Raw genomic sequence first — 26,057 nt, forward strand, 5'->3', positions numbered from 1 at the left:
CTCAACCAACTCGGTTACCAAGTGACCCTCCAAGCAGAAGGAGCTGCCTGACCAGCGACTACGGACACGGGACGGGGGATTTTCGAATCAGGCGGTGGGTGCCGTGGTGCGGTGCTGGGTGGGGGCGGGGACCTGGAAGCAGGACAGCAGCGCGCAGGTGTTCAGGTACTGGCCGATGAGGTTGACCAGGGCGACGAGGCCGTCCGTGTCGAACGTGGCCACCGCTTCGGCATAGAGGTCGTCCGATATGTGGTGGTCGCGGACGAGAGCGGTGGCCACGCGGTGGGCGAACCCTGAGAGGCCCGTCGACGATACGCCGTGTGTCAGAAGCAACGAAGTGCTGCTTGACCGACCCCGGCTGTGGCGGGCGAGGGTCAGGCCAGCATGTTCTCGATGAGGTCGGCGGCGCGCGGGGTGCCGCCCTCGGCCTGTGCGTCGGTGCGCAGCAGTGCCGAGCGGTGGGCGACCTCCGTGTCGGTGACCAGGCCGTGCGGGTCGCCCGTAGGGTTTCGGCGGTGGCTTCCGGGGTGTCGATGCGGCGGGCCACGCCCAGTTCCACGAGCCGGTCGGCGTTCATGAACTGTTCGGCGGCCTGCGACACGGCGATCATCGGGACGCCTGCCAGCAGTCCTTCGCCGCAGCCGCCCATACCGGCGTGGGTGACGAAGGCGTCCGCCTGCTCCAGGATCGCCCGCTGCGGGACCCAGGAGTGCACCTCGACGTTGGGCGGGATGTCGCCGAGTTCCCGCGGGTCGGTGTACTTGCCGATCTGGGGGACGCGTGCCAGCCGGGCAGGTTGCCGTAGGCCGCCAGTCACTGGCGGTAGAACTCCGATTGGCGGGTGTACGCCGAGCCCAGGGAGATCAGCAACAGCGCGTTGACACACGACGCGGAAGACGGCACCTCAACACCGATGCTGCCGGCCCGCTCCCGCCACGCCTCGGTCCGCTCCCTGGAGCGGTACGCCCACCCCGGCGTCGACGCGGTCGCCCGGCACGTCACCGAACGCGATCCCGCCGCCCGCCGCCGCGGGTGAATCCGGGCACATCAGGGCTTCAAGATCGTTCCATTGCTCCTTTGCCGCGTATCTCGGTCACACCCCTTGTCGATGCGACGGTCCGCGGCCCTGCGCCCCAGAGGAAGCCCGCCGACGACGCCAATACCCGACTGATCGGCCACCGAGGCGGGAACGGGCCGGTTTCCGGGCAAGGGCCCTATAGTTCCGATCAGTTGCTCGGTCGAGAAACCGGAGGTACGGGCGTGAACATCGAACTGGCCGACGCGGTCGCGGGGTTGCGGGACGAACTGCTGACCGCCGCCGCGCGCGGAGCCGGGCAGGAGGTGGTGTTCGACGTCGGGACGATCGAGCTCGAACTCGCCGTGGAGTTGCGCACGGACGCCAAGGCCAAGGCCGGATTCAAGGCCTGGGTGGTCTCCGGGGACGCGGAGGCGGGAGTGTCACGGGGCAGGACGCACCGGGTGACTCTCTCGCTGACCCCGCGGCGCGCCGACGGCGGGGACCTGCTGGTGGGAGGCGACTCGCGTCGGCCCGCCGGACCGGGCGACGTGTCCGACCACATCGGACGCTGAGGATCCGGGAGGCGCGGGCGTGAACTGGGACAGGGTGGTGGCGGTCACCGGCTCGCACGGTCCCGGCTCGGGCTACCTCGTGGGCCCGCGCCTCGTGCTGACCTCCGGTCATGTGGGGCGGGCCGAGGGCCGCGCGGTCACGGTGTTCCGGCCCGGACGGCCCGGCGAGTTCGCGGGGACCGTCGTGTGGTGCGGTACGCCGGGCGGGCGCGACGACGCGGCCCTGGTGTTGCTCGACGATCCGCACTGGGTGCCGACCGGCGGGGCCGCGCCCTGGGGGCGCACCGTCACCCACCGCACCGGCATCTCCTGCGCCTGCTGGGGCGTGCCGAACCTGGTGCAGCGCCCGAACAGGCCCGTGGAGGTCAGCCAGCTGTCCGGGCGGCTCAACGCGGGGGACCAGATGGTCGGCGACCGCTATGTGATGCAGCTGGACGGCCACCCGCCGGACGGTCCGTCGCCGTGGGGCGGGCTGTCCGGCGCCGCCGTCTTCTGCGGCGATCTACTGACCGGCGTGATCGCCGCAGACCCGGCCGGACGGGCGCACGCCGCGCTGGAGGCCGTACCGGCGTACGTGCTGCTGCGCGACCCCCAGTTCCGCGCGCGACTCGCCGAGCACGGCGGGTCGCCCGTGTGCCGGGGCGTGGAACTTCGCGAGCTGGGCGATCCGTCGCCAGGGGGAGCCATGGCGGTCACCCCGGCAGGTCTGCTCGCCGCGCACCGCGCCGTCGTACCGTTCCTCGGCCGGGACGAAGAGTTGGAGGAACTGCTGGCCTGGGCGGCCCTCCCCGGCACGGGCGTGTGGCTGCTGCACGGTCCCGGCGGGCAGGGCAAGACCCGCCTGGCCCAGCAGTTCGGCGGGTGGCTCGCCGAGGACGGCTGGGCAGTCGTGTGGCCGCGGGTCACTGCCGCTTCCGAGCAGCTGTCGTTGATCGCCGACGTGGTCGTGCCGACGCTGGTCGTGGTCGACTACGCCGAGGGACGCGTCCACCGACTAGCCGCGTTGCTCAGCGACCTCGCGCACCGGGGACGCCGCGTCAAGGTGCTGCTGCTCGCCCGCACTTGCGGTGACTGGTGGCAGGAATTGGCCGCCTCGGGGGACGCCGTCGCCGACCTCACGGACACGGCCGTCGTACGCCGGCTGCCGTTACTGGAGCCGAACGACGTTGACCTCTACGCGGTGGCCGTCGACGCCTACGCCGCAGCCCTGCGCGACCTGCCCGGTGGGCCCGACGCGGACTGGGCGGCGGCCGCAACGCGGCTCGGCCGGGCGGAGCGCCGGACGGCACCGGAGGACCGAACCGTCCTGACGGTGCAGATGACGGCACTGGCCGACCTGCTCGACGCCACGCACCCGACGGACGAACCGCCCCACGGAGCACCGCGCGGGCCCGAGGACCGCGTGCTCGACCACGAGCGCCGCCACTGGCAGTCACTGGCCCGGGCACACGGCCTGCTGCCGGGGCTGAGCCTGCCCACCCTCATCGACACCGTCGCCGTGGCGGCGCTCCTCGGGGCACCCGAGCGGCAGGCCGTCGATGCGTTCCTGACCCGCGTGCCCGGCCTCTCCGACCAACCGCTCGATCGACTCGACGCCGTACGGGTTTGGCTGACCGGCCTGTACCCCGCGGCTGACCGGCACACTGCCTTCGGGTGCCTCCAACCCGACCGGCTCGCCGAACGGCTGGTGGGCCGCCTCGTACTCGACCGCGACCGCCGCCGCGTCGTGGAGACACTGATCCCGCACATCGGGTACGAGGAGGCGACCTCGCTGCTGACGGTGTGCGCCCGCGCCGCCGCGCACCGCACCCTCGGACCGGGGGTGGCCGACACACTGACCCGCTGGTGCGTCGACCACGCGCGCACGCTGGCCGCGCCGGCGGTCGCCGTGGCCACGCGCGTGGAGTCACCGGCCCCGCTGCTGACGGCCCTGGCACGGGTCGCGCACGAGTCCGACGACGTCGAGCTGCTGCGTGTGCTCGGCAACGCCCTGCCGCTCAGCACCGAAGTGCTCTCCGGTGTGGCGCTAGACCTGGCCGAGGCCCTGATCCCGCGCTACCGACTGGCGGCGGCGGACGATCCGGAGCGGTACACCGTGGCCCTGGCGATGGCGCTGCTCGGGCTCTCCGACCGGCGCGGCGACGCCGGACACCACCAGGAGGCACTGGAAGCCGTCACCGAAGGCGTCGACCTGCTACGGCGCACGGCACACAGCCCGACCGAGCCCGCCCGAGCGGAACTCGCCCTCGGCCTCAACCGCCTCGCCAACCGGCTGCGGGACACAGGACGGCACCAGGAGGCACTGGAAGCCGTCACCGAGGCGACGGATATCCTGCGCGACCTCACCGCCCAGGCCCCGGAGCTGTACGCGCTCGACCTCGCCGGCAGCCTCAACACCCTGTCGGCCTGCCTGGCCACCCTACGGCGCCTCGAGGACTCCCTGGCACCGCTCGCCGAAGCGGTCGACCTGCTGCGCGGCCTCGCCGAGGAGGAACCGGGCTGCCTGCCCGCCCTCGCCGACGCCCTGCACAACCTCGCGAACCGCTACAGTCGGCTGGGGCTGTACGAGGATGCTCCGGTCCCGATCAGCGAGTCGGTCGACATCCGCCGTGCCCTCGCCGACCTCCACCCCGACGCCCATGTGCCGGGACTGGCGATCGGCCTCAACACCCTGGCGATCGTGCTGGGCGACGTGGGACGACACGAGGAGGCACTGGCCGCGATCACCGAGGCGGAACGGCTGTTCCGCGCCCTGTCCGAGTCCCGCCCCGGCGTCCACGAGAACGATCTCGCCAGGGTCCTGCACAATCTCTCGGGCTGTCTGCAGCAGTCGGTTCGGCCGGCCGAGGCGCTGACCGCGATCACCGAGGCGGTGCAGATACGGCGCGCCCTCGCCGAGCGGTCACCCGAGGCCTACAGCGCGGACCTCGCCATGAGCCTGTACGACCTGGGCCTCCAAGTCAGTTCCGCCGGCGCGGCCGAGGCGGCGCTGCCCCTGTTCGCCGAGTGCGTGATGCTCCGTATGGAGCTCGCCCAGGCGCTGCCGGAGGCGCATGTGCACGACCTGGTCCGGGGCCTCCAGAGCTACGCCCAGTGCTGCATCGACGCCGGCCGGCACGACCTGGCGGTCTCGGCGATCGACCAGCTCGTCGACCTACGTCGCCAGATCGCCGAGGTGGAGCACGACCACGCCACGCAGGACCCGGAGATCGAGAAGGCGCTGGACGTCCGCGCCTGGCTCCTGGAACAGACGACCGACGGCTGAGCCGAGGCCGGAGCCCTCGTCACCAAACACACCAGTCGGTACAAAACGCTCTTTGAAGGAGGGCACAGGCGGGCGTCAGCGCGACGCTGGTCACCTCTCCCGACGGTCGACGACACCCCGTGTGCGGAGGCTGCTGCCAGAACTGACCGATCCCGCACTCGCAGCCACCCCGTCGGGGTAGAACTTTGATGCTGTGCTCGCCGATGCAGAGGAATGGGACGCAGGTGCCCCGGCGAGGCGAGGTCACGGGGCCGGCTGCCGGCAGGCGGGGCCGCTCGCGCCGGGCCGGGATCGTTCCGGTCGTCACAGCAGCGCGTCGAGAGTGATGGGGAGTGACCGGATGCGCTTGCCGGTGGCGTGGTGGACGGCGTTCGCGACGGCGGCGGCGATGCCGACCAGGCCGACTTCGCCGATCCCCTTGGTGCCGATGGGGTTGCCGCGGTCGGGATCGCCCACGAACACCACGTCCATGTCGGGCACATCGGCGTTGACGGGGATGAGGTAGTCGCCGAAGGTTCCGTTGGCGATCCGCCCGCTGGGAGCATCGGTGACGGTGTCCTCGAAGAGCGCCATGCCGATGCCGCCGACGGTTCCGCCGACGATCTGGCTCCTGGCGGTCTTCTCGTTGAGGATCCGGCCGCCGTCGATCACGGAGAGGACGCGGGCGACGCGTACGAGACCCAGGTCGGCGTCGACACGGACTTCGACGAACTTGGCGCCGAAGGCTCCCGACAGGACCATGCCCAGCTCGTCCTGCGACCAGGGTTTGCTGGAGCCGTTCGCCGTGAGCTCCACCAGGTCGTGGCGGTCGAGGATGTCCGTGTAGGTCTCGCCGCGGCCTGGCTCTCCGACCCGGTGGATCCTGCCCCCGGTGACCTCGACCGACTCGGGGGCGAGGCCGTACAGCGGGGATTCGCGGTCCCCGGCGGCCAGCTCGACGAATTGCCTGACGAGGCGTTTGCAGGCGTCGAAGACCGCGTTGCCGAGCCCCGCCGTCAGCCCGGACCCTCCTGCCTGGGGTGCGACCGGCAGGTCCGAGTCGCCGAGGTCGAAACGCACCCGCCCCAGGTCGAGGCCGAGGCACTCCGCGGAGAGCTGGGTCATCACCGTGTATGTGCCCGTGCCGATGTCGGTGGCGGCACTGCGCACCAGTGCGCTCCCGTCCTTGTGGAGGGTGGCCTGGGCTTGGCAGTCCATCGCGTACCAGGGGTAGCTGACACCCGCCATGCCGTAACCGATCAGCCAGTTGCCGTCCCGCATCGAGCGGGGAACGGGGTTACGGGTGAACCAGCCGAACCGCTCTGCGCCGACCTCGTAGCACTCGCGCAGCGCCTTGCTCGACCAGGGCAGTGAGTGGACCGGGTGCACCTCGGCGTAGTTGCGCAGACGCAGTTCCAGCGGGTCCGTCCCCAGTTTGTAGGACAGTTCGTCCAGCGCCGACTCCAGCGCGAAGTTGCCCTGCGCCTCGGCCGGGGCCCGCATGGAGGTGGGGTTGGGGATGTTCAGCCGGGCCTGCCGGTCCTGAGTGACGACGTTCTCGCACCTGTAGGCGAACGCGGTGCCGGAGGCGATCGGCTCGTAGTCGTCGTCCTCCATCGCCACCGGTGAGAAACTGCGGTGGTCGATGCCCACCAGATCGCCGCCGCGGGTGGCGCCGACGGTGATGCGCTGCACGCTCTTGGGCCGGTGCCCCACGGAGGTGAACATCTGCGGCCGGGTGAGCACCAGTTTGACCGGGCGTTGCAACTGCCGGGCGGCGGCGGCCGTGAGGATCACATGCGGCCACACGCGCAGCCCGGCTCCGAAGCCTCCGCCCACATACGGCGCCAGCACGCGCACCGAGCTTTCGGGAACCTTGAAGACCGCCGCCAGAGTGCTGCGTACCACGAACGGCCACTGGGTGGTGTCGTGGACCGTGAGCTGGTCGCCGTCCCAGGAGGCCAGGGTCGCGAAGGGGCCGAGCGGGTTGTTGGTGTTGTCCGCGGTGGTGTACCTCTCCTCCACCGTGACCTCGGCCCTCGCCAGGGCGGCGGTGGCGTCACCCCGGCTGTGGTCCGTGCCCCACGGGTCGTCGAGCTGGGGCGCTCGCGGGTCCATCAGGTCCAGCAGGGGCTCCCGGCGCTCGTACTGCGCCGACACCAGCCGCGCCGCGGCGGTGGCCTGCTCCGGCGTCTCGGCGACGACGACCGCGATGTGCTGTCCGTGGTGCAGGACGCGGTCGTCCTGGAGCGGCGCGGGAGGAGAGACGCCCAGCTTGTTCACCGGCGCCCGCTCAAGTCTCGGCGCGTTGGCATGGGTGAGCACGGTGAGGACTCCGGGCGACGCCTCGGCCGCCTCGGTGTCGACGCGGATGATGCGGCCGGCGGCGATCGTGCTCTGGACGAGCGCTGCGTAGGCCTGACCGTGGACGTTGAAATCCATCGGGTAGGGTGCGGCGCCGGCAACCTTGCGGGGACCGTCGACGCGGTTGACACCGGCACCGATGACCGGCCTGCTCTGGACCGTGCTCATGCCGTTGCTCCCGCCACTGCCTGCAACTCGCGCACCAGCGTGCGCTGGACGAGTTCGACCTTGAAGGCCGTACCCGGTACGGTCCACGCGCCCCGGACGGCCGCGGCCGCTGCCCGCCGGAAGTTCTCGACGGAGGCGGAGGCACCGGCCAGTTCCCTCTCCGCTTCCCAGGCCCGCCAGGGCTTGGATCCGACGCCGCCCAGCCCGATCCGGGCCTCCTTGATGGCGTCGCCGTGGATCAGCAGACTCACCGCGGCGGAGGTCAGGGCGAACTCGTAGGAGCTGCGGTCGCGCACCTTGAGGTAGCCCGACCGCGCGCCCTTCGGCAGCAGGGGGATGTCCACGGACATGATCAGTTCGCCGTGCTGGAGGACGTTCTCGACCTCCGGGCTGTCGCAGGCAGCCAGGTAGAACTCCGTCAGCGGGACCTGCCGCACGCCGGCCGGCCCCTGGATGTGGACGACGGTGTCGAGGGCCACCAGGGCCACCGCCAGATCGGAGGCGTGCACGGCGATGCACCGTTCACTCGCCCCGAGGATGGCGTGCATACGAGCGGTTCCCTCAACGGCCGCGCAGCCGGACCCGGGTACCCGCTTGTTGCAGTGGGGAACGTCGGGATCGCGGAAATACCGGCAGCGTGTGCGCTGCAGCAGATTCCCTCCGATCGTCGCCATGTTCCGCAGCTGCGTGGAGGCGCCGGCCAGCAGCGCCTCCCGGACGAAGGGAATCCGCTCTACGACCGTGGGATGAGCGGCGAGGTCCTCCATGGTGACCAGCGCACCGACACGCAGCACGTCGCCGTCGCTGTCGATCGTGTCCAGCGGCAGGTGGGTGATGTCCACCAGCTTCGCGGGATCGAGCACGCCGTCCTTCATGAGATCGAGCTGCGTCGTGCCACCCGCGAGGAACGCCGCCGTCGGATCTCCCGCCACCAGCTCCACGGCCTCGGCGGCGTCGGCGGCGCGCACGTACTCAAGCGCGCGCATCGCGACCACCTGCCGACGCCACCTCGCGGATCGCCGCGACCATATGGGGATAGGCACCGCAGCGGCACAGGTTCCCGCTCATGTATTCACGGATCTCCTCGTCTGAGCCGGCTCGCCCTTCTTCGAGCAGTGCCACGGCCGACATGATCTGGCCGGGCGTGCAGAAACCGCACTGGAAGCCGTCGTGTTCGAGGAACGCCGTCTGGACCGGATGAGGGCGGCCGTCGGGTCCTGAGAGACCCTCGATGGTCGTGACCGCGCGACCTTCGCACTGAGCGGCCAGGGTCAGACAGGACAGCACGCGCTTCCCGTCCACGTGCACCGTACAGGCACCGCAAGCGCCCTGGTCACAGCCCTTCTTGGTGCCCACGAGCCCGAGGTGGTCACGCAAGGCGTCCAGCAAAGTGACACGCGAGTCGAGCGCCACCTTGCGCATGCTTCCGTTGACTTCGAGAGCCACGACCCGCACTTCTGGGTCCACGGCACTTCGCGTACGTGCTACGTCCACCATCGCGTCCTCCGGACGGCTCTGACATGGGTGACGGATGCCCAGGTGGCAGTGCGGCCTGCGCTGGGTCGATCGTTGCACGCACCGGCCGGGCGCTCATGTCGATCATGTTGTGTCGGCGGAGCGCCGGCTTCCACCGGCCGGCGCCGGTGCGCAGACGGGCGCCCGATCAGGCGCTCGTGGTGAATCCGTCCCTGACGTGGTCGAAGACCGGGCGGTAGAAGTCCCACTTGGCGTCCGGTGCCGAGGGGTAGATGTCGTACTCCCGGCCGCCTTCCCTGCCGTAGCCGAGGTCGATGGCCCGGAAGACGCGGACGCGACCCTCCCTGAGAAGTGAGCCGAGTGTGAGCGCCGGGATGTACTCCATGACGATGCAGGGCCGCCCGTCGTCGTCCACGACGTCGTGGACGACGACCACGTTGGGATGGACGACGCGGGCGGCGCTGCGCGCCTCGCGACGCGTGCGCTCGTAGAGCCTGAGAAGTTCGTCGTCACTCAGGTGCGGCTGCGCGTGCAACTGCTTGAGGGCTACCTGGCGGGCGAGCACCTCGTCCTCGCGCCGCCACACCGTGCCCATGCCGCCACGGCCTATCTCCTCGGCGAGCCGGTAGCGTCCGGCGACGAGCCGCCCCTCGTCCGACACAGCCCTGCCCTCCGGTGACTCTGACCTCACCCGATGCGTCCGGTCACAATAGCCGCCCGCTTCGAACCTCTCGTCGGACAGCCCGTCGCTGGCCGGTAGGCGGGGCAGATGGTCGGGGGGCGCACGCGGACGGAGACGGCCGGGCCGCGCAGTTGGACTGCGCGGCCCGGCCCAGTTGTGCCCGGCGGGAGGGCGGGTCAGCGGCGGCGCCTGGTGACGCCCGGCACTCCCACCATCCGCCAGATCCTGACTTCGCGTACCAGGCCGGGCATCTCCCGGAGCAGCACGACGGCTGCCACGCCCGCCACCAGCAGCGCCTCGGCGATCAGCACTCGTCTGGCCATGTTCCGTACTCCTCGGTGGTCGTCTGCGATGCCGCGCCCGCGCGGGCGCGGTCGTGAATGCCGCGTCATCCCGGCGGGAGGTTCGGCATGGTCTTCGCGATCGCGTTGTGCTTCTTCCAGTGGACTCCGGTCGAGCGGCGGGCGTCGGCGGTCCCGTCCTTGTGGTGTCCGGTCTGACGCTTGTACGGGCCTCTGTTGCCCTGGTGCAGTCCGGAGACGTGCGTGGGCGTATCGGGTTTCACCTGCGGCTTGCCCACTCGGATGATGCCCATGTCTGCTCCTTGCCGGTCTACGGTTGTTCGGTCAGCTCCGCGAAGAACTGGTCGATGGCCGGCCACACCCGACTGCCGCCGGACAGGCCCCGCCATTCCCGTCGTACGAGCGCGACCATCCGGAAGCAGTCGTCGACCGGGGTGATCCAGTGGTGCTGCGCGGAGCGGGCGGTGTTCACCAGCAGCGCCTCCACGTCCGGTTCGAGGGTGGCCAGCGGCGGGCAGCGGGCGACGACGTCGCGCCAGGCCTCCGGGTCGGCCTCCCAGCGGGTGGCACCGGCGGGGCTCGGATAGTGCGCCGTCACGGTGCCGTCCGTGCGCCGTACGAAGAAGGCCAGTCCCACCGGAACACCCAGTGCGCGAGTACCCACCGGAGGCAGGCGTACCCGCCGCCGGGGCACCAGCCGGTAGCGGCCCTCGCTCGCCGCGGCCTCGACGAAGAGCAGGGAACAGGGCCGGCATGTGCACAGCACCTCCTCGCTGTCGGTGTCGAGGCTGTTCGTGTCGAGCAGGTGCCGGTGCTCTGATGGGATCTCGGCGCCGCACAGGTCGCAGTGCTCCGCCTCCGCTCGCCGGTCCGCGGCGGAGCGGATGACGCGGGCCAGGGCACCGGAGGTCATGACCGCTCCCCGACGGACGCCGTACGCAGGGTGAGTGCTTCGAGCGGTACGAAGGTGCTGCGCCGTCCGTCGCCGCCCGGCGCCCGCTCGACGCCGGAGAGCTCGGGGGCCAGGGTGAGCACGGCCTCGCGGACCGCTTCCTCCAGTTCGGCCGAGGAGGATCCGCATCCCTTGGCGGTCAGCCTCACCCGGGCGACTCCCTCTTCCACGCCCGTCAGCTCGACGTCCCCGCCACGCTCGCGCACCGACGGGCGCAGACTGTCGACGGCCCGTGCGGCCCGGCGCTCGGGCGGTTCGGGATGGATCCCGTGGAGCACGAGGAGGTGACTGATGAGCTCGTCACCGGCCATGCGGTCCACGAGGTGGGGGTGTGCGCCGTCCAGTACCCGGGCCAGCGCCTCCCCGTAGACCGCGGCGAGGACCTGCACCGCCTCGATCGCCGTGCCGGTCATCGGGTCGGGAGCGCCTTCGAGCTGCTCGAGCAGCAAGTCGAGGCGCGACAACCGCTCCGCGACCGCCGCCTCGTCGAGCCGTTCGGTCTCAGGCATGGGCCGCTCCGTACGTGGGTGAGTGCAGCTTGGTCAGTGTGTTGCCCTTGCCGAGGTACATGTGCACCCCACAGGGCAGACAGGGGTCGAAGCTGCGGACGGTGCGCATGATGTCGACGCCCTTGAAGTCGTCGGGGCCGTTCTCCTCGAAGATCGGCTGGCCCTGGACGGCGTCCTCGTACGGACCGGGAGTGCCGTACATGTCCCTCGGGCTGCCGTTCCACGGCGTCGGCGGGTAGGGGTGGTAGTTCGCGATCTTCTGGTCCTTGATCACCAGGTGGTGGGAGAGGACGCCGCGCACCGCCTCGTGGAATCCACAGCCGATCGCCTCGTCCGGCACCTCGTAGTTCTCGAAGACCTTGGTCTCACCGGCACGGATGAACCCCATCGCCTTTTCCAGGAAGGAGAAGGCCATGGCGGCGGCGTACGCCACGAAGTACGGCCGGGCCCGGTCGCGTTCGAGCGTGTTGCTCCACTGGGGGATCTTCCACTCCAACGTCATCTCCGGCAGCTGCTCGCTCTTGGGCAGGGAGATCTGCACGCTGTGACCGGTGGCCTTGACATAGGGGGTGTCGACCAGCCCGTTGAGCGCCGTCGACCACAGGCGGGCCAGGGGGCCGCCGCCGGTGTCCAGCGCGAGGTGCTCGGCGCTCTTCTTGTCGTACCAGCGGGGGCTCATCACCCAGCTGTAGTTGCCGTCGAAGTCGCGCTTCTGCGGCATCGGGACCGTCGTCTGGTTCCACGGGTGGCGCATGTCGACGGGGTTGCCGAGCGGGTCGTGAGTGACGAACGGCTGGTCGTTCACCCAGTCCTCGTAGTAGGAGCTGCCCAGCAGGATGCGGATGCCCAGGTTGATGTCGACGAGGTCGTTGGTGACCAGATTGCCGTCGACGATGACGCCGGGAGTGACGAACATCGCCTTGCCCCACTCGCTCATCGTCTCGTAGCGGTAGTCGCACACGTCCGGGTTCTGCCAGGCGCCCCAGCAGCCGAGCATGATCCGGCGGCGGCCCACCTCCTCGTAGCCGGGCAGCGCCTCGTAGAAGAAGTCGAAGACGTCGTCGTTCATCACGACGGCTTTCTTGACGAAGTCGGTCACGCGCACCAGCCGGGAGAGGTAGTCGGTGAACGTGGTCGGCTCCGGCATCGTGCCGACGCCACCCGGGTACAGAGTGGACGGATGGACGTGGCGCCCCTCCATCAGGCAGAACATCTCCCGGGTGATCCGGCTGACCTTCAGCGCCTCCTTGTACACCTCGCCCTCGAACGGGTTGAAGGCGCGCATGATGTCGGCGATGGTCCGGTAGCCGTGGATGTGCCCGTTGCGGGCCTGGGTCCGTTCGGCCCGGGCCAGGACGCTCGGATTCGTGGACTTGACCATGGCCTCGCAGAAGTCCACGAAGACCAGGTTGTCCTGGAAGATCGTGTGGTCGAAGATGTACTCGGCCGCTTCGCCCAGGTTGACGATCGTGTCGGCGAGCATCGGCGGTTTGACGCCGTAGGCCATCTGCTGGGCGTAGTTGGAACACGTGGTGTGGTTGTCACCGCAGATCCCGCAGATGCGCGAGGTGATGAAGCCCGCGTCCCGCGGATCCTTGCCCCTCATGAAGACGGAGTAGCCCCGGAAGAGCGACGACGTGCTGTGGCACTCCACCACCTCCCGGTTCGCGAAATCGATCTTCGTGTAGATGCCGAGGTTGCCGACGATTCGGGTGATCGGGTCCCAGGACATGTCCACGATCTGCGCGGGTTTGCGCTTCGCGCCCCGCGCTTCGGTTGCCGTCATGTCCGTGCTTTCCTCGCTCTCTCTCGCTGGTCCCGTCTCAGGGGCGCCAGTGCGGGTCGTAACCGCTGGTCAATGTGGCCTTGTCGTGGCGCCACTTGGGCTCGCGGTTGACGGCCATGTTGGTGAGGCCGCGCAGCCGCCGGATCACTGCCCCGTAGGGCCTGATGAGGGCCGACGAGAAGGTGGCGCCCGTCGGCTCGTCCATGAACGGCATGAAGGCGTCCGGGAAACCGGGCATTGTGCAGCCGATGCAGATGCCCCCGACGTTCGGGCAGCCGCCCACGCCCGCCATCCAGCCACGCTTGGGCACGTTGCAGTTGACGACCGGGCCCCAGCAGCCCACCTTCACCTGGCACTTGGGGGAGTTGTAGTCCCGGGCGAAGTCGGCCTGCTCGTAGTACGCGGCGCGGTCGCACCCCTCGTGGACCGTCTTCCCGAACAGCCACTGCGGGCGCAGCATGTGGTCCAGCGGGGGCGGTGGCGCCGAACCGGCCGCGTGGTACAGCACCCAGGTCAGCGTCTCCATGAAGTTCTCGGGCTGGATCGGACAGCCCGGGACGTTGACGATCGGCAGCGCGCCCTGCGACCTGAAGTCCCAGCCCAGGTAGTCGGCCAGACCCATGGAGCCGGTCGGATTGCCGGCCATGGCGTGGATCCCGCCGTACGTGGCGCACGTGCCGGCGGCGACGACCGCCCAGGCCCGGGGAGCGAGCCGGTCGATCCACCAGTTGACGGTGAGCGGCTCACCGGTTTCCGGGTCGTTGCCGAACGACGTCCAGTAGCCGTCGCCCTGGATGATGTTCTGGTTGGGAATCGAGCCTTCGATGACCAGGATGAACGGCTCCAGCTCGCCGCGTGCCGCCGCGCGGAACGGCGCGAGGAAGTCCTCGCCGCCCATGGTGGGCGAGAGCACCTTGTTGTGCAGGTTCACCTTCGGCAGGCCCGGTACGAGCCCGAGGACGATGTCCTCGATCGCGGGCTGGCCGGCCGCCGTCATCGCGACGCTGTCGCCGTCGCAGCTCATGCCCTCGGAGATCCACAGAATGGAGATCTCGTCGAAGCCGCCTCTCTGTTCGGCCCTGTCGGGGTGTTGGCTGACCTTCGTGGTCCCGCTTTCGGCGGTCATGTGCTCGGCCTCCCTTGCAGTCGGTCCCCGAGTCGGTCGTAGGCTCCGGCCACCGGGCCGGCGAACGCCGGCGCGGGAGGCTCGTCGGGTGCGTGCGGATGCGGTCGGGTCGTGGTGGTGTCATGCGTCAGCAACGCGATGGCGTCCATGGCACCCCTCCCGGTCCGGGACGGGGGTCGCGTCCGCGGACGCGCCGGGGGCGACGGCGGACGGAGCGAGGGAACGGACGGCTCCGTGCAGCCGGGCCCATACCTCCGGCGGCATGGTCTCCACGCGGTCCAGGATCTGCGCGGCCCTGCGATCGGTGGCGCGCGCCTCCCGTTTCTCGTCGTCGGTGAGCACCAGCGTCCGCAGAGTCAGAATCTCGTCGATCTCCGCCGCGTCGTGCAGGTCGCCGGGGCTCTCCGGTGCCACCTGCGGGTGGTCGGGCAGGATGATCGGCGACGACAGGACCAGGCGGTCCGAACCCTCCTCGCCGGCCAGCACCGGGAAGGTGTGGAGGTTGCGACAGCCCCGGACGTGTGCGGCCATCTCGTCCGGCGGATCGATCGAGGAGAGGAAGCTCAGCCCCTCCCCGCCGATGAACGTGTGTGTCGCGATGAGCGCGTGGCGCAGGACCTCGTCGCGCGGTGTCCCGGGTGGCGTCGAGCGGCCGGTGTTCTCCGTGTGCACCCGCAACCGGTGCAGCGAGCCGGGCCCGGGGAGCCGCTCGGCCCGCAGCGTCGTCCGTGCCTCGAGCGGGCAGCGTCGGCGCACCAGCCGTCCCACGCCGCCGGGGAGCGCCTCGCTCTCCTGGCCGCCCGGGGCGCCGAAGCGGAACTCCCGTTCGCCGTCCAGGAGATCGGCCAGGGAAACGACGAGGTCAAACTCACGGGGAACCGCCTCGTCGAAGGCCAGATGGACGGCCCCGGCGGCCTCCAGGGAGTCCACCGGTGTGTGGCGGCCGTCCTCGTCCCGGCGTTCCACGCCTCTGTGCTGCATCTGCAGATAGCGCACTCGGACCTGCACCACGGCACCGGGTTGCGCCCGCAGCAGGCACTCGGTCTGCTGCTGCCAGGACTCCACGGACCCCGAGACGCTCGGCGCGATCGGGCCGTCTGCCTCGGCCCAGGCGCGCGGCGCGAGGATGCCGAACTGCCAGCGCACCCGGTTCTTGGGCGACGATCTCCGGTACGGGTAGAGCAGGTAACCCTCGTAGAGGACGGCATCGGCCACCGCGCACGCCTCGTCGACGGCGGAACCCGCCACTCGCGCGCTCCCGGACTTACGGTCAGGGTCGCTCACCGTCGCTCCTCACTCACTGACTGTGTGTATTGCAGTGGTTTACAACGATCACACCTTTTATTGCGTTGGGCGCGTATTGGTGGCGGATGGGTGAGGGTGCGTCGGGACCAGGAGGGTCGGCACCGGAAGGGCCGGGACGCGGGGGCCGGATGACCGGCGATCGATGCCGTGTCGGCGGGGTGTGAGGGGGTCAGGGGATGAGTGGGCGGCGGCCGGGATGACGGCGGCTCTCGGAACCGGTCCTGTCCGGGGCCGGGCCGCTGGCGTTCCGCCGTCCGGGTGGACGCGCAGTCGCCACTGCGGCGCGCACGGAGAGGCAAGGGCGCGTGGATCGCCTCGGGGTGGCAGGCTGCGGGCTCGGGCCGGGGCCCCTCGGCGAGCCGAGGGCCTGCCGGGCGGTGCCATGAGCGCGCGCCGTGGGGCCGTTCGGCCGCTTCGGAGCGTGTACGGAAGGAGGGGTGCCCGTGGAGACGACCCCGGTCCACTGCGTCGAACCGGCCGGTTCCGGTGCCGCGGTCACCGAGTCGGCATACCGCCGCGTGCGAGCCGCGCAGGGCGGGAGCGCACCGGTCGGTGACGCGAGCGCCTGGGACCTGTTCCGCATGGCCTTCGCCTCCGTGGCCCCGCCCGGGGCGGGCCCGGGTTCAGCCGCCGGGGGTGGCTGCGCGCGCCCGTGACCGCCTGTTTCGCGGGGCGGTGTCCGGTCACCACGCGTGGCACAGTGAGCCCATGTGCGGTCGCTATGTGTCCACCCGCAGCCCCGAGGACCTGGTCCGGCTCTTCCACGTCACCGACTGGAACCGCCAGGATGCCCTGGAGCCGAACTGGAACGTCGCCCCGACCGACGAAGTATGGGCGGTTCTCGAACGCGCGCCTCGTGGTGCGGACACGGTCAGGCGGCAGCTGCGGCCGCTGCGCTGGGGCCTGGTGCCGTCCTGGGCGAAGGACACGAAGATCGGTGCCAGGATGATCAACGCGCGTGTGGAGACGGTCCACGAGAAGCCGGCTTTCCGTCACGCCTTCCTCAAGCGGCGCTGTCTGCTGCCCGCCGACGGCTTCTACGAGTGGCAGCAGGTCCCGGCGACCGACAAGGCGAAGGCGCACAAGCAGCCCTACTTCATCAGCCCCGAGGACGGGCAGGTGATGGCCCTTGCGGGGTTGTACGAGTTCTGGCGGGATCCGGCGGTGACTGAGGACGGCGACCCGGCGGCCTGGTGGACGACCTGCACCATCATCACCACGGAGGCCACTGACGCCGCGGGCCGTATCCACCCGCGCATGCCGCTGGCGGTCGCATCCGACCTGCACGACGCCTGGCTGGACCCCGCGCATCAGGACCCGGCCCGGCTGCGCGCCTTGCTGAACCCTCCCGCAGACGGCCACCTCGACGCACGCCCGGTGTCCACCGCCGTCAACGACGTCCGCAACAACGGCCCCCAACTGCTGGACCGAGCCGCATCCTGAGCCCGGGCCGGGTCATCCGCCACGGCCCCGGTGGGCGGCCGCTCAATGGCTTCGCACCGGATGCGGAAGCGCGAACCGCACCGCACACACCTCCGGCGAGAAGTGCAGCACAGGGGGCCCGGACGGCGGCGGAAGCCCGGCCGCCGTCGTCAGTGTCTGGCGGAGCTCCTCTGTCTCGGCGTGGCACAGGGGCCACGGTTCGTGTTCCACGGACGTCTGCCACAGCACTCGGCCGATGCGGGTGAAGGCACGCCATCGGGAGGTCAGCCACACGTCCCTCGCTTCCGGCGTGAGCGGTGCGCCCGGACGGACGGCGAGGCGGTAGGAGGGGAACCCTCCGCGGCGTACTCCGGCATACCGGACGACGCCGCCCTCGTTCCGCACCTGCAGAGCGCCGAGATGGTACGGCGCGCCGATCACCCTCGCCGCCAGCATGGCGGGGGTGGCGACCTCCAGAGACAGGAACCACAAGCCGTCGAGGCCGTCGGGGCGACGCACGAAGGTACGGAGATTGGTTTCCGCGAAGGACAACGGTGTGGGTGGCAGAGCGCCGGGGCGCAGGGACGCCATCACGAACGCCACGCAGCCGACCCACGCCGCGTCGTCGTAGGTGTCGACGGTCAGGCCCGCCGGCAGCAGCGCCTGCACGGTCCGCGGTTCGTAGGGCCAGTGGACGAAGGTCTGGTTCAGCCACCGCGCCTTGAGCATGGGCAGGACCACGTGCCGCTCGGTGGTGTACGACACCATGGGCCCAGCCTACGCAGCCGACCCGCCGCCGCGTCGGTCATGAGGACCCGACGGTGCGCGTGCTCCCATACGTAGGGAGGCCCGTGCATACGTACGACATCCGGGCCCCGGCAGCCGCCCCGAACGGAAGAACGTTCAGTGAGGAGTGAGCCATGACCACCATCGCCGTCATCGGAGCCGGGCCCGGTCTCGGAGCCGCGGTCGCGCGGCGGTTCGGCCGTGACGGATACGAGGTCGCCCTCATCGCCCGCGATCAGGTCCGGCTCGACCGGCTGGCCGACGAACTGTCCGACGAGGGGATCACGGCCCGCGGTTTCGCCGCGGACGTCCGCGACCCGGCGACCCTCGCGGCGGGCCTCGAGTCCGCGGCCACATCCCTCGGCCCGATCGAGGTCCTGCAGTACAGCCCCGTGCCGCACAGCGACTTCATGCGGCCGGTGCTGGAGACCACCCATGCGGATCTGCTCGGCCCGGTCGAGTTCTCCGTGTACGGACCCGTCGCCGCCGTGCAGCAGGTACTGCCCGGTATGCGGGCCCTCGGCCGTGGCACCATCCTCTTCGTCAACGGAGGCACCGCGGCCGTCCCGCACCCCGACCGGGCGGGGACCTCGATCGCCTTTGCCGCCGAGAGCGCGTACGGGCACCTGCTGCACGACACGCTCGCCGCCGAAGGGATCCACGTGGCCCAGCTCGTGATCCCGGGCGCGATCATCTCGGGCCACCCCAGGAAGGACCCGGCCGCGCTCGCCGACATGCTGTGGGACCTGCACCAGGAGCGGCACGGATTCCGGCACTACGCCGACGACCTCGAGTCCTGACCGCGTGCGGGTGCCGCCTGGGCATGTTGTGCCTGGTCCGGGGCCGTCGTCCCGTGTGATGAGCCCCCGGCCGGCCGCCCGGGGGCTGCTGCCGTGCGGCTACGCGCCGACCTCGAGGCCCGGCACCCGCACGAACACGTGGTACTGCGCCAAGCAGATCACCGACGCGTCGTACTTGGCCAGCTCCGTCCGGTACTCGCCGACCTGCCGCTGCATGACGGCACCCCACACCAGGGCGCCGACCACGATCAGCAGGCCCAAGAGCACATTGGCCGTCGCGGCCGCGAAAACCCCCAGGACGACCACGAGAGCAACCAGCCAGTACTTCGCCTCCACCACGTCGGGCGGCGCGTACTTGTCCTTGTTCGGCGACTCAGTCGGCAAGTCCTGCCAGTAGCCGCGCAACTGCTGAATGTGCACCGCCTTGCAGATCGGACACCTCATCCCACACCCCCGAGATCCAACGGAACTTCAAGAACGGAAGCATCCGCGGAGGCCCGCGCTCCAGCAAGGGCGCACTGGAAGAAGCCCCGCCGTGCACGACAGGAGTGGCTGGAGGGACACCGGAGGGACCGTTCAGGATGTCAGGACCCCTTCTGCTCGGCTGAGGCGGGTTCGTGCGGAACGGCGATGACGGGGCAACGGGTATGGCGCAGTACTCCCTGGCTCACCGACCCCAGCAGCATGCCGGCGAATCCACCGTGGCCCCGGGTCCCCACCACCAGGGCCAGCGCGTCGGCTGACGCCTCGGTCAGTGCCTTCACCGGATGACCGCCGATCAGTTCGTGGTGCAGCTCCACGTCCGGGTACGCGGCACCGCGGCCGACGATGATCTCGGAGAGCAGACGCAGGCACTCCTGCTGCTCCGCGTGTTCGTCGAGCACTCCGAGCAGCCCCGGCTGCCGCACGAACAGCGCCCGCAGCGCCGCACCCCGCAAAGCGGCCTCCTCGAAGGCGAAGTCGACGGCGGCGGCGGAACGCGCGCTGCCGTCCACGCCGACGACGATGTACGGGGGCTGGTGGGTGATGTGCTCCGGCTCCGGCACGACGACCACCGGGCAACGGGCGTGCGCAATGACAGGCAGGGCGATCGAGGTCGAGCCGAAGACCTCCCTCATCCGGCTCAGGTGCCAGGACCCCAGCACGACGGCGGTGGCATGCCGGCTCTGCTCGCGCAGGATCTCCACCGGGTTCCCCTCGGCCAGCAGTCCCGACATCGCCACCTGCGGCTGCCGGGCTTCCGCGAAGGCCACCGCCGCGTCCAGCAGATGCGCTCCCGCCTCGTGCAGCGCATGGTTCCGCGCCTGCCAGGAGGGCGGCACCTCCCATCGGCGGATCTCCGTGGTCGGCACATTCTCGGCGTGGACCAGATGCAGGGGCACCTGGCGGCGTGCGGCCTCGTCGGCCGCCCACGCCACTGCCATCCGATTCTCCGGGTCGGGATCGACACCGACCACGATCGGCGGGCGGTCATCCGCTCGGGTCATCGTGATCTCCAACAACGACGCAACAACGACGAAGAGGCTGAAGGTCGCCGGGGTGCACACGGCGTTCATCACCAGTCTGTACGGCTGCTCGCGCGGAGGCATGGGAACCCCGCGCAGAAGGGTCAGTGGAGGATCGCCCCGCTGCCCCAGGGGACCCCGACCGCCCCTGCGTCGGCACCCACGGCGGCTCCACCTTCGCCGTCACCAAGGGCAGCCGGCACCCTGAGGCCGCCATGGAGTTCATCGAGTGGCAGGTCTCCCACCCGGACGCGCTCCGCGCCCGCCTCTCCAGCGGTACCAGCAGCCAGTACCCGGTGGCCTCCGCCCTCGTCGCCGTGGGACGCGAGGCCTTCGACCGCCCGTACTACGGCGGCCAGGACATCTACCGCCTGTTCGACCAGGAGGCTCACAAGATCCGCGACGGCTGGGTCTGGGGCCCCGGATGACCGCCACCGGGAGGGTGATGCAGGACTCCTTCGCCCGCGTCGGCGCCGGCCAGGCACCCTCGTCGGAGCCTTGCGCGCGGCGCAGGACGGCACCATGTCCGGCCTGCGGGCCCAGGGCCTGTCCACCACCCGGCACAGCAGCTGAGCCACCCGAAAGGCAGATGATGCCCCATGATTCCAGGCATGAGCATCCCCTTCGAACTGCCCCCGGAAGACCGCGAGGCGAGCCCGTGCACCGGGTACACCCGAGCCCACTGGGAGGCCGTGGCGGACGGGCTGCCGGCGGCCGCGTGGCGCTGGAGCACACCGGGCGGCGCCTTGCTCGACCTGCCCGGACGGCCCTCCCGCTCCGGGGTGCGTTCTGACGGCCTGGAGGGTTACGCCCGTACGTTCCTCGCGGCCGCCTTCCGGGTCGCGGGCGCCGGCGGCGACGACCCGCACGGCTGGCTGGAGAGGTAGGCACGCGGTCTCGCCGCCGGCACCCGCACTCCGGGCCGTGACGACACCGAGTCATGGCCCCTGATCCTCGACCACGACGTACAGGGCCAGCCGATGGTGGAGTCGGCGTCGGTCGCGCTGGGGCTGCGGCTGACGGCGCCCTGGCTGTGGAAGAACCTCGACCCCGGTGTCCAGGACCGGGCGGAGGAATGGCTGCGCGGAGCGCTGCGCCACACACCGGCCCCGAACAACTGGTACCTCTTCCCGTTCACCGTCGCCGGGTTCCTGGAGTCGGTGGGGCGCGGCGACGCGGAGACCGCCGCGGTCCGGGAACGCGCGCTGGACCTGCTGGAAGGCTGGTACCGCGGCGACGGCTGGTACGCGGACGGGGACGGACGCGCATTCGACCACTACAACGGATGGGCCCTGCACCTGTATCCGGTGCTCGACGCCCACCTCGCCGGGGACGCGGAGCTGTCCGCCCACTACGGCGACCGGCTGCGCACGCACCTGGACGGCTTCTCGCTGATGTTCGGCGCCGATGGCGCACCGCTGCACTTCGGCCGGTCGCTGGCCTACCGCTTCGCCGCCTCGGCGGCCGTCGGTCTGGGCGCCGTCACCGGGCACACTCCGCTGACCCCGGGCACATCCCGGCGTTCCGGTCAGCGGCAGCCTGCGCTACTTCCTGGAACGCGGCGCCCTGAGCGACGACGGGCTGCTCAGCCTCGGCTGGCACGGCCCCCATGACGCCACTTTGCAGACCTACTCCGGTCCGGCGTCCCCGTACTGGGCGTCGAAGGCGCTCGTGCCGCTGCTCGCAGGAGCCGAGGACCCGTTGTGGACGGCCCGGGAGGAGCTCGCGCCGGCCGAGGGAGCCGACCGCGTCCTCGCCCTGCCGGCACCGGGGCTGCTGGTGCAGACGACGCAGGCCGACGGGATCGTACGGCTGCACAACCATGGCAGCGACCATGTGCGGCCCCACGAAGGCGAGTCGGCGGCCGAGGACGATCCCCACTACGGCCGCCAGGCCTACTCCACCCGTACCGGTCCCACGGCACCCGGGAACGTCGCGGACAACCACTTTTCGGTGGTGGTGAACGGCCGGGGGAGCGTCCGGCGCCGGATCCATCCCCTGGGGGCGGGACATGGCGACGGCTGGGGCTGGGCCGCGTCCTGGCACCGGCCCCTCTTCGCCGCCGGGCCGCCGATGGTGCCGGGTCTGCGCGTGGAGAGCGTCACGGTGGTGCGGGGGCGGTACGAACTGCGCGTCCACCGCGTGGTCGGAGCCCCGGACGGGGCCCGCGTCACCCATACGGGATGGGCGACGGGACCCGACGAGCCCGTCGTGTCGGCGCTGCACGGGCTGTACGGGCTGTACGGCTGGGACGACGGCCCCGAGGCGGTCCGTGCGCCTCAGGGCACGGCCTGGACCCGGTGGGCACGGGTGCCGCGGCTCGCCGGGCCGGCCGGCGGCACCTCGCTGCACGTGGGCCTGGCCGTCCTCACCGCCGTGCCCGAGCCCGCGCCTCTGGCCGATGCCGTCGCCGGCGTGGTGGCCGACGGCGACGGCGTCGAGGTCACGTGGGCCCGCGACCGGGCACTGAACCGAGTGGGGTTCCGGCCGCTGCGCGTCTCGCTGGTGGAGCAGGTGCCGGTCCGTCAGCCGATGTGGTAGCTGTCCCCGTACACCTTCCAGTCGAGTGGCGGGTCGAGGTTCAGGTTGCCGTTGCGCAGGAAGACGCGCTGTTCGGTGTCGACCCGGGTGGTGTCGCTGTGCGCCTCCTCCTGTTTCATCGCCCACACCCGCGCGTCGAGGAAGGCGTTGAGGTACGCCACCTCGGCGCCGCCCTGCGCCGGCGGTTTCGCCGTGCGCAGGGCGCGCTTGCGGATGTTGCGGAAGCTCGTCGGGTCGTCCCCGTCGCCGTGCATGACGATGGCGTCGTAGTACGTGAACTGCCCGAGAACGCCGAGCCCGTCCGTCTTGCCCTGCTGTACGGCGGGGTTGAAGTACACCGGTCGCGTTCGTCGTTCTGCGCCTGCTGGAACGCGGTGTCCTGCGCCGCCTTGCGCCAGTCCTTGGGGAAGTTCGGTTCGAGTCCCTCGTGGGAGTCGGTGCCGTTCACCCTGCGCAGGGCCGGCAGGTACGTGGCGAGGACGTTGCCGGGCTTGCGGTCGGTGTAGAGCTGGACGAGGTCGAGCATGTCGCCCGTGCCGGAGCTGGAGCCGTAGAGGGGCACGGGAGTGGTGCCTGCGGCCTTAATGATCTTCACTCCATAGCTGGTACGGGTGTTGGCGCCGCCAGGATTGTGGAACCACACCTTCGCACCGCTGAACCAGATCGCGGTCCAGTCCTCCTGGACGTCCGCGACGACGAACTGCTGCCCTGCCTGAGCCGTGCTGCCCCAGTCGTTCACCCGGTCGGTGCCGGGCGCGGTGCCGTGGATTGCCTGATCGCCGAAGAGCGGGGCCGTCTCGCTCGGAGCGGTGTGCAGGTAGACGAAGTTGGTCGGGTGCTGCTGCTCGCTGCAGGTCGTCGTCTGGCCGGTCGGGTCGTCGGAGGGGCAGACCTGGAGGGTCTGCACGTTCTCCGCGAACGACGGCTTCATCGACACGACGGAGCCGGGCTGCGGCACCTCGGACACGCCGCTGACCGGGGCGTTGAGCAAGCTCATGAAGTGATTCCAGTCCCAGGCGTAACCCGGGTCCCAGTGCATACCGGAGACCAGGGCGGAGTTGGGACCGGCAACGTTGTCATGTCCGACGATGTGCTGTCGGTCCAGCGGGATGTCGAAGCGTCCGGCCAGGTACTTCACCAAGTCTGCCGTGGCCTGGTACTGCGCCTCTGTGTACCAGGCAGCGCCCTGCGCGGCGTACCCCTCGTGCTCGATGCCAATCGAGTGCAAATTGGTCGAGTAGTTGCCCGCGTGGAAGGCGATGTCCTTGGTGGGCACCATCTGGGTGACCGCGCCGGAAGAGGACATCACGTAGTGGGTCGCGGCGGGGTTCGTGGGGTTGGCTAGGCCTGCCACGCCGGCGTCGTAGGTGGACTCCAGGTCGTGGATGACGATCGTGTCGATGCGGATGCCATTGGTCGGCCGGTTGGCGACTTGGCGGCCGACGGGTGATCCGGCCAGGAAGGTGCAGCCGACCGTCGTGGGGCACTCGGTGGCGGGCGCCGTCGACGAGGTCTTCAAGCGCAGCGAGTTGATCTGCTCTCGGTCGGGATCGACGGAAGGTCTGGCGGACAGATGTACGCGCTGGCCGTCCTGGGTCGTTGCCGAGGCGCCGCTGCGGATCGTGCGGAAGACGCGGTCGGCGAAGGAGGCAGCCGCCTGCTTCTGCTTGGCCTGGCTGTACCAGGCCACAGCCCCGTACCACTGGGAGGGGTCCGCGGGAGTTGCCCCGATCAACTCCTTCTCGTACGAAGCGAGTAGGGCGGCGCCCCCGCGGATGTTCGCGGTGTCGTCCTCACGTAGGGATTTGGCGGAGAGTCCGGTCAGCTCGGACGCCTGGCGCAGGGTGTGCAGCGCAGGGTCCGCGGCGAGGGAGTCGAGGTCGGCGCGGCCCGCCGCGCCCGCGGCACCGCCCGCCAGCATGGTGGGGGTGACGTCCGTGAGGTTCATCGGTCCGTAACCGCCGTCGGTGCTCGGCAGGGCGCCGTGGCCCTCCCAGGCCGACTCCTGGTGGGCGAGGGCGAGCAGTACGCTCGACGGGATGTCGAACTCCTCGGCAGCGGCCAGCAGCGCCTGTTGGCGAGAGTCTGCGGTCGCGCTCGGGTCGTCGGCGAGTGCGTGGCCGGGCAGGGTGAGCAAGGAGCCCGCGACCAATGCGCTCACGGCGATACCGACGGGCACGCCGACGGCCCTCTTTCTTCTGTGCAAGGTGATGCTCCTCAGAGGAAGAAACATGGGCATCAAGGGGCGCCGGCGGCATGGCCGCCAATGGGAGAAGGCCCGGGCGACAACTCGATGCGCGGATGACTATAGGACCACGTTTGTTGCAGTAGCCACGGAAAGAGTAACCGCTTCCGTCACACGTGTGTTGTGGTGAAGCTGTGGGGAAGGGGCATAACAGCCTGTACAGAAAGGCGAGTTGCCGAAGAGAGCAGGTAGAGACTAGGTCCTGTCTGGAGTTTGATCATGAATGCGGTGCGATGCTGCGGAGCCAGAGCATCGCACCGCACAGGTGGAGCCCGGCCTCGTAGCTCTGCGGGGTCTTGTCGAAACGGGTCGCTATGCCGCGCCAGTTCCGCAGGCGGTTGATGCACCGCTCCACGGTGTTGCGTTCGGTGTACAAGTCCGCGTCGTGGCTGACGGGGCGGCCGCCGCGCGAGCCGCGCTTCTTGCGGTTGGCGGCCTGGTCCACCTTCTCCGGGATCACCCCGCGGATCCCTCGTCTTCGCAGGTAGCGGCGGTTGCGGCGGGAGGAGTAAGCCTTGTCGGCGGCCACCGCGTCCGGCCGGGTCTTCGGGCGTCCGACCGGCCCGCGCACCTTGATCCGCTCCAGGACCGGGACGAACTGAGGACTGTCGCCGGCCTGTCCGGGCGTGAGGACGAACGCCAGCGGGCGGCAGCGCCGGTCGGCCGCCAGGTGAATCTTGCTGGTCAACCCGCCCCGAGAACGCCCCAGTTCAGCAGCCTTCAAGCGGGCGCGGTGCCGTCGGCGGGTCTGGCGCCGTTCAGCGCGGCCGTCGGCGTCGGATTGTCCCTCTCGCGGTTCTTGTTCCTTCGATGCGCCCCCTTTTCGGACTCGACGGCCGCCTCCAGGGCCGCCAACTGCTCCGCATCGAGGATCATCCCGGCGGCGTGGTGGTGGGCCCGGGACGTCGCGGAGTCCACGCTGACCAGGCCCATGTCGGTCTCACCTCGGGCGGCTGCCTCGGCGATCACCGCCTCCATCAGCTGCTGGAAGGCGCCCTGCCCCACCCAGATGCGGAAGCGGTCGTAGGTGCTCTGCCAGGGCCCGAACTCGCTCGGCAGGTCACGCCAGGGACTGCCGGTGCGGAAGCGCCACATCACCGCGTTGAAGTGTTTCCGCAGGTCAGGGATGGGCCCGACCGCGGCGATCGGGAGATGGGGCTGTCGGGTAGCGGGAACGCATTGCTGCGTTCCCGCCCCCTCAGAACCGTGCGTGCCCGCTTGCCAGGCACACGGCTCAAGCAAGCCCCAAGGGCG

20 protein-coding genes and 7 pseudogenes are annotated in these 26,057 nt (G+C 70.5%); 8 read left to right on the plus strand and 19 right to left on the minus strand.

The window, feature by feature from the left end; genetic code table 11:
- Nucleotides 1-87: 87 nt before the first annotated feature.
- Both ACZ3TS_RS38845 and ACZ3TS_RS38850 read right to left on the minus strand, forming a co-directional pair.
- Nucleotides 88-279, minus strand: coding sequence for a hypothetical protein (locus ACZ3TS_RS38845; RefSeq protein ID WP_467626944.1), 192 nt, complete (start codon nt 277-279; stop codon nt 88-90).
- Between the two features lie 95 nt (nt 280-374).
- A pseudogene (locus tag ACZ3TS_RS38850) lies at nt 375-927 on the minus strand (nucleotide disphospho-sugar-binding domain-containing protein); the annotation flags it as partial.
- Between ACZ3TS_RS38850 and ACZ3TS_RS38855 the strand changes: the two are divergent.
- The 3 genes from ACZ3TS_RS38855 (at nt 842) to ACZ3TS_RS38865 (ending at nt 4,855) form a co-directional block, all read left to right on the plus strand.
- Complete coding sequence (locus ACZ3TS_RS38855) at nt 842-1,036, plus strand: PmrA (RefSeq protein ID WP_467626985.1); 195 nt, start codon at nt 842-844, stop codon at nt 1,034-1,036. The pseudogene ACZ3TS_RS38850 and the gene ACZ3TS_RS38855 overlap by 86 nt on opposite strands.
- Nucleotides 1,037-1,260: 224 nt before the next feature.
- Nucleotides 1,261-1,590 (plus strand): trypco2 family protein, encoded by a 330-nt coding sequence (locus ACZ3TS_RS38860; RefSeq protein WP_057612512.1) that lies wholly within the window; start codon nt 1,261-1,263, stop codon nt 1,588-1,590.
- Nucleotides 1,591-1,609: 19 nt separating this feature from the next.
- Complete coding sequence (locus ACZ3TS_RS38865; RefSeq protein WP_467626946.1) at nt 1,610-4,855, plus strand: P-loop NTPase; 3,246 nt, start codon at nt 1,610-1,612, stop codon at nt 4,853-4,855.
- Nucleotides 4,856-5,158: 303 nt separating this feature from the next.
- On the opposite strand, the gene ACZ3TS_RS38870 is transcribed toward ACZ3TS_RS38865, so the two are convergent.
- From ACZ3TS_RS38870 to ACZ3TS_RS38920, 11 genes and pseudogenes are all read right to left on the minus strand, one after another.
- On the minus strand, nt 5,159-7,366 hold the full coding sequence (locus ACZ3TS_RS38870) for a xanthine dehydrogenase family protein molybdopterin-binding subunit (RefSeq protein WP_467626949.1): 2,208 nt from the start codon (nt 7,364-7,366) through the stop codon (nt 5,159-5,161).
- Nucleotides 7,363-8,352, minus strand: coding sequence for an FAD binding domain-containing protein (locus tag ACZ3TS_RS38875; protein ID WP_467626951.1), 990 nt, complete (start codon nt 8,350-8,352; stop codon nt 7,363-7,365). The genes ACZ3TS_RS38870 and ACZ3TS_RS38875 overlap by 4 nt, the downstream gene beginning before the upstream one ends.
- Nucleotides 8,339-8,812, minus strand: coding sequence for a (2Fe-2S)-binding protein (locus tag ACZ3TS_RS38880; protein ID WP_467626953.1), 474 nt, complete (start codon nt 8,810-8,812; stop codon nt 8,339-8,341). The genes ACZ3TS_RS38875 and ACZ3TS_RS38880 overlap by 14 nt, the downstream gene beginning before the upstream one ends.
- A 364-nt stretch (nt 8,813-9,176) precedes the next feature.
- Nucleotides 9,177-9,503, minus strand: a pseudogene (locus ACZ3TS_RS38885) (protein kinase domain-containing protein); the annotation flags it as partial.
- A 197-nt stretch (nt 9,504-9,700) separates the two neighbouring features.
- Nucleotides 9,701-9,847 (minus strand): hypothetical protein, encoded by a 147-nt coding sequence (locus ACZ3TS_RS38890; RefSeq protein WP_467626955.1) that lies wholly within the window; start codon nt 9,845-9,847, stop codon nt 9,701-9,703.
- Between the two features lie 65 nt (nt 9,848-9,912).
- Nucleotides 9,913-10,119 carry a hypothetical protein gene (locus ACZ3TS_RS38895; RefSeq protein ID WP_467626958.1) on the minus strand — a complete coding sequence of 69 codons (207 nt, stop codon included), beginning with the start codon at nt 10,117-10,119 and terminating at the stop codon, nt 9,913-9,915.
- 17 nt (nt 10,120-10,136) lie between these two features.
- The gene (locus tag ACZ3TS_RS38900) at nt 10,137-10,739 is read right to left on the minus strand and encodes a DUF5947 family protein (protein WP_467626960.1); all 603 of its coding nucleotides are present in this window, start codon (nt 10,737-10,739) and stop codon (nt 10,137-10,139) included.
- Nucleotides 10,736-11,287 carry a NifU family protein gene (locus ACZ3TS_RS38905; RefSeq protein ID WP_467626962.1) on the minus strand — a complete coding sequence of 184 codons (552 nt, stop codon included), beginning with the start codon at nt 11,285-11,287 and terminating at the stop codon, nt 10,736-10,738. The genes ACZ3TS_RS38900 and ACZ3TS_RS38905 overlap by 4 nt, the downstream gene beginning before the upstream one ends.
- On the minus strand, nt 11,280-13,073 hold the full coding sequence (locus tag ACZ3TS_RS38910; protein WP_467626965.1) for a nickel-dependent hydrogenase large subunit: 1,794 nt from the start codon (nt 13,071-13,073) through the stop codon (nt 11,280-11,282). Before ACZ3TS_RS38910 ends, ACZ3TS_RS38905 begins: the two co-directional genes overlap by 8 nt.
- A 37-nt stretch (nt 13,074-13,110) precedes the next feature.
- The gene (locus ACZ3TS_RS38915; protein ID WP_467626967.1) at nt 13,111-14,199 is read right to left on the minus strand and encodes an NADH-quinone oxidoreductase subunit B family protein; all 1,089 of its coding nucleotides are present in this window, start codon (nt 14,197-14,199) and stop codon (nt 13,111-13,113) included.
- 120 nt (nt 14,200-14,319) lie between these two features.
- Nucleotides 14,320-15,483: a hypothetical protein gene (locus tag ACZ3TS_RS38920; RefSeq protein WP_467626969.1), complete on the minus strand. Its 1,164-nt coding sequence runs from the start codon at nt 15,481-15,483 to the stop codon at nt 14,320-14,322.
- 464 nt (nt 15,484-15,947) lie between these two features.
- Between ACZ3TS_RS38920 and ACZ3TS_RS38925 the strand changes: the two genes are divergently transcribed.
- Together ACZ3TS_RS38925 and ACZ3TS_RS38930 are read left to right on the plus strand one after the other, a co-directional pair.
- Nucleotides 15,948-16,160 carry a hypothetical protein gene (locus tag ACZ3TS_RS38925; RefSeq protein ID WP_467626971.1) on the plus strand — a complete coding sequence of 71 codons (213 nt, stop codon included), beginning with the start codon at nt 15,948-15,950 and terminating at the stop codon, nt 16,158-16,160.
- A gap of 52 nt (nt 16,161-16,212) precedes the next feature.
- Nucleotides 16,213-16,947: an SOS response-associated peptidase gene (locus ACZ3TS_RS38930; protein WP_467626974.1), complete on the plus strand. Its 735-nt coding sequence runs from the start codon at nt 16,213-16,215 to the stop codon at nt 16,945-16,947.
- A 42-nt stretch (nt 16,948-16,989) separates the two neighbouring features.
- Here ACZ3TS_RS38930 and ACZ3TS_RS38935 read toward each other — a convergent pair whose 3' ends face one another.
- Nucleotides 16,990-17,694, minus strand: a complete 705-nt coding sequence (locus ACZ3TS_RS38935; RefSeq protein WP_467626976.1) for a YqjF family protein — start codon at nt 17,692-17,694, stop codon at nt 16,990-16,992.
- A gap of 152 nt (nt 17,695-17,846) precedes the next feature.
- Between ACZ3TS_RS38935 and ACZ3TS_RS38940 the strand changes: the two genes are divergently transcribed.
- Nucleotides 17,847-18,512 (plus strand): SDR family NAD(P)-dependent oxidoreductase, encoded by a 666-nt coding sequence (locus ACZ3TS_RS38940; protein ID WP_467626978.1) that lies wholly within the window; start codon nt 17,847-17,849, stop codon nt 18,510-18,512.
- 99 nt (nt 18,513-18,611) lie between these two features.
- Here the strand turns inward: ACZ3TS_RS38940 and ACZ3TS_RS38945 are convergent, their stop codons facing one another.
- Nucleotides 18,612-18,956, minus strand: coding sequence for a hypothetical protein (locus ACZ3TS_RS38945; RefSeq protein ID WP_467626980.1), 345 nt, complete (start codon nt 18,954-18,956; stop codon nt 18,612-18,614).
- Between the two features lie 140 nt (nt 18,957-19,096).
- Nucleotides 19,097-19,999, minus strand: a complete 903-nt coding sequence (locus ACZ3TS_RS38950) for a universal stress protein (RefSeq protein ID WP_467626983.1) — start codon at nt 19,997-19,999, stop codon at nt 19,097-19,099.
- A 108-nt stretch (nt 20,000-20,107) separates the two neighbouring features.
- Between ACZ3TS_RS38950 and ACZ3TS_RS38955 the strand changes: the two are divergent.
- Nucleotides 20,108-20,590 (plus strand): annotated as a pseudogene (locus tag ACZ3TS_RS38955) (extracellular solute-binding protein); the annotation flags it as partial.
- Nucleotides 20,591-20,628: 38 nt separating this feature from the next.
- Nucleotides 20,629-22,558, plus strand: a pseudogene (locus ACZ3TS_RS38960) (DUF2264 domain-containing protein).
- Here the strand turns inward: ACZ3TS_RS38960 and ACZ3TS_RS38965 are convergent.
- The 3 pseudogenes from ACZ3TS_RS38965 to ACZ3TS_RS38975 form a co-directional block, all read right to left on the minus strand.
- Nucleotides 22,543-23,084: pseudogene (locus ACZ3TS_RS38965) on the minus strand (chitosanase). The pseudogenes ACZ3TS_RS38960 and ACZ3TS_RS38965 sit on opposite strands and share 16 nt — an antisense overlap.
- A gap of 15 nt (nt 23,085-23,099) precedes the next feature.
- Nucleotides 23,100-24,791, minus strand: a pseudogene (locus ACZ3TS_RS38970) (N-acetylmuramoyl-L-alanine amidase); the annotation flags it as partial.
- Nucleotides 24,792-25,020: 229 nt separating this feature from the next.
- Nucleotides 25,021-25,949 (minus strand): annotated as a pseudogene (locus ACZ3TS_RS38975) (IS5 family transposase).
- Nucleotides 25,950-26,057 lie beyond the last annotated feature (108 nt).

The organism is Streptomyces sp. NPDC022910 (genome assembly GCF_055561075.1).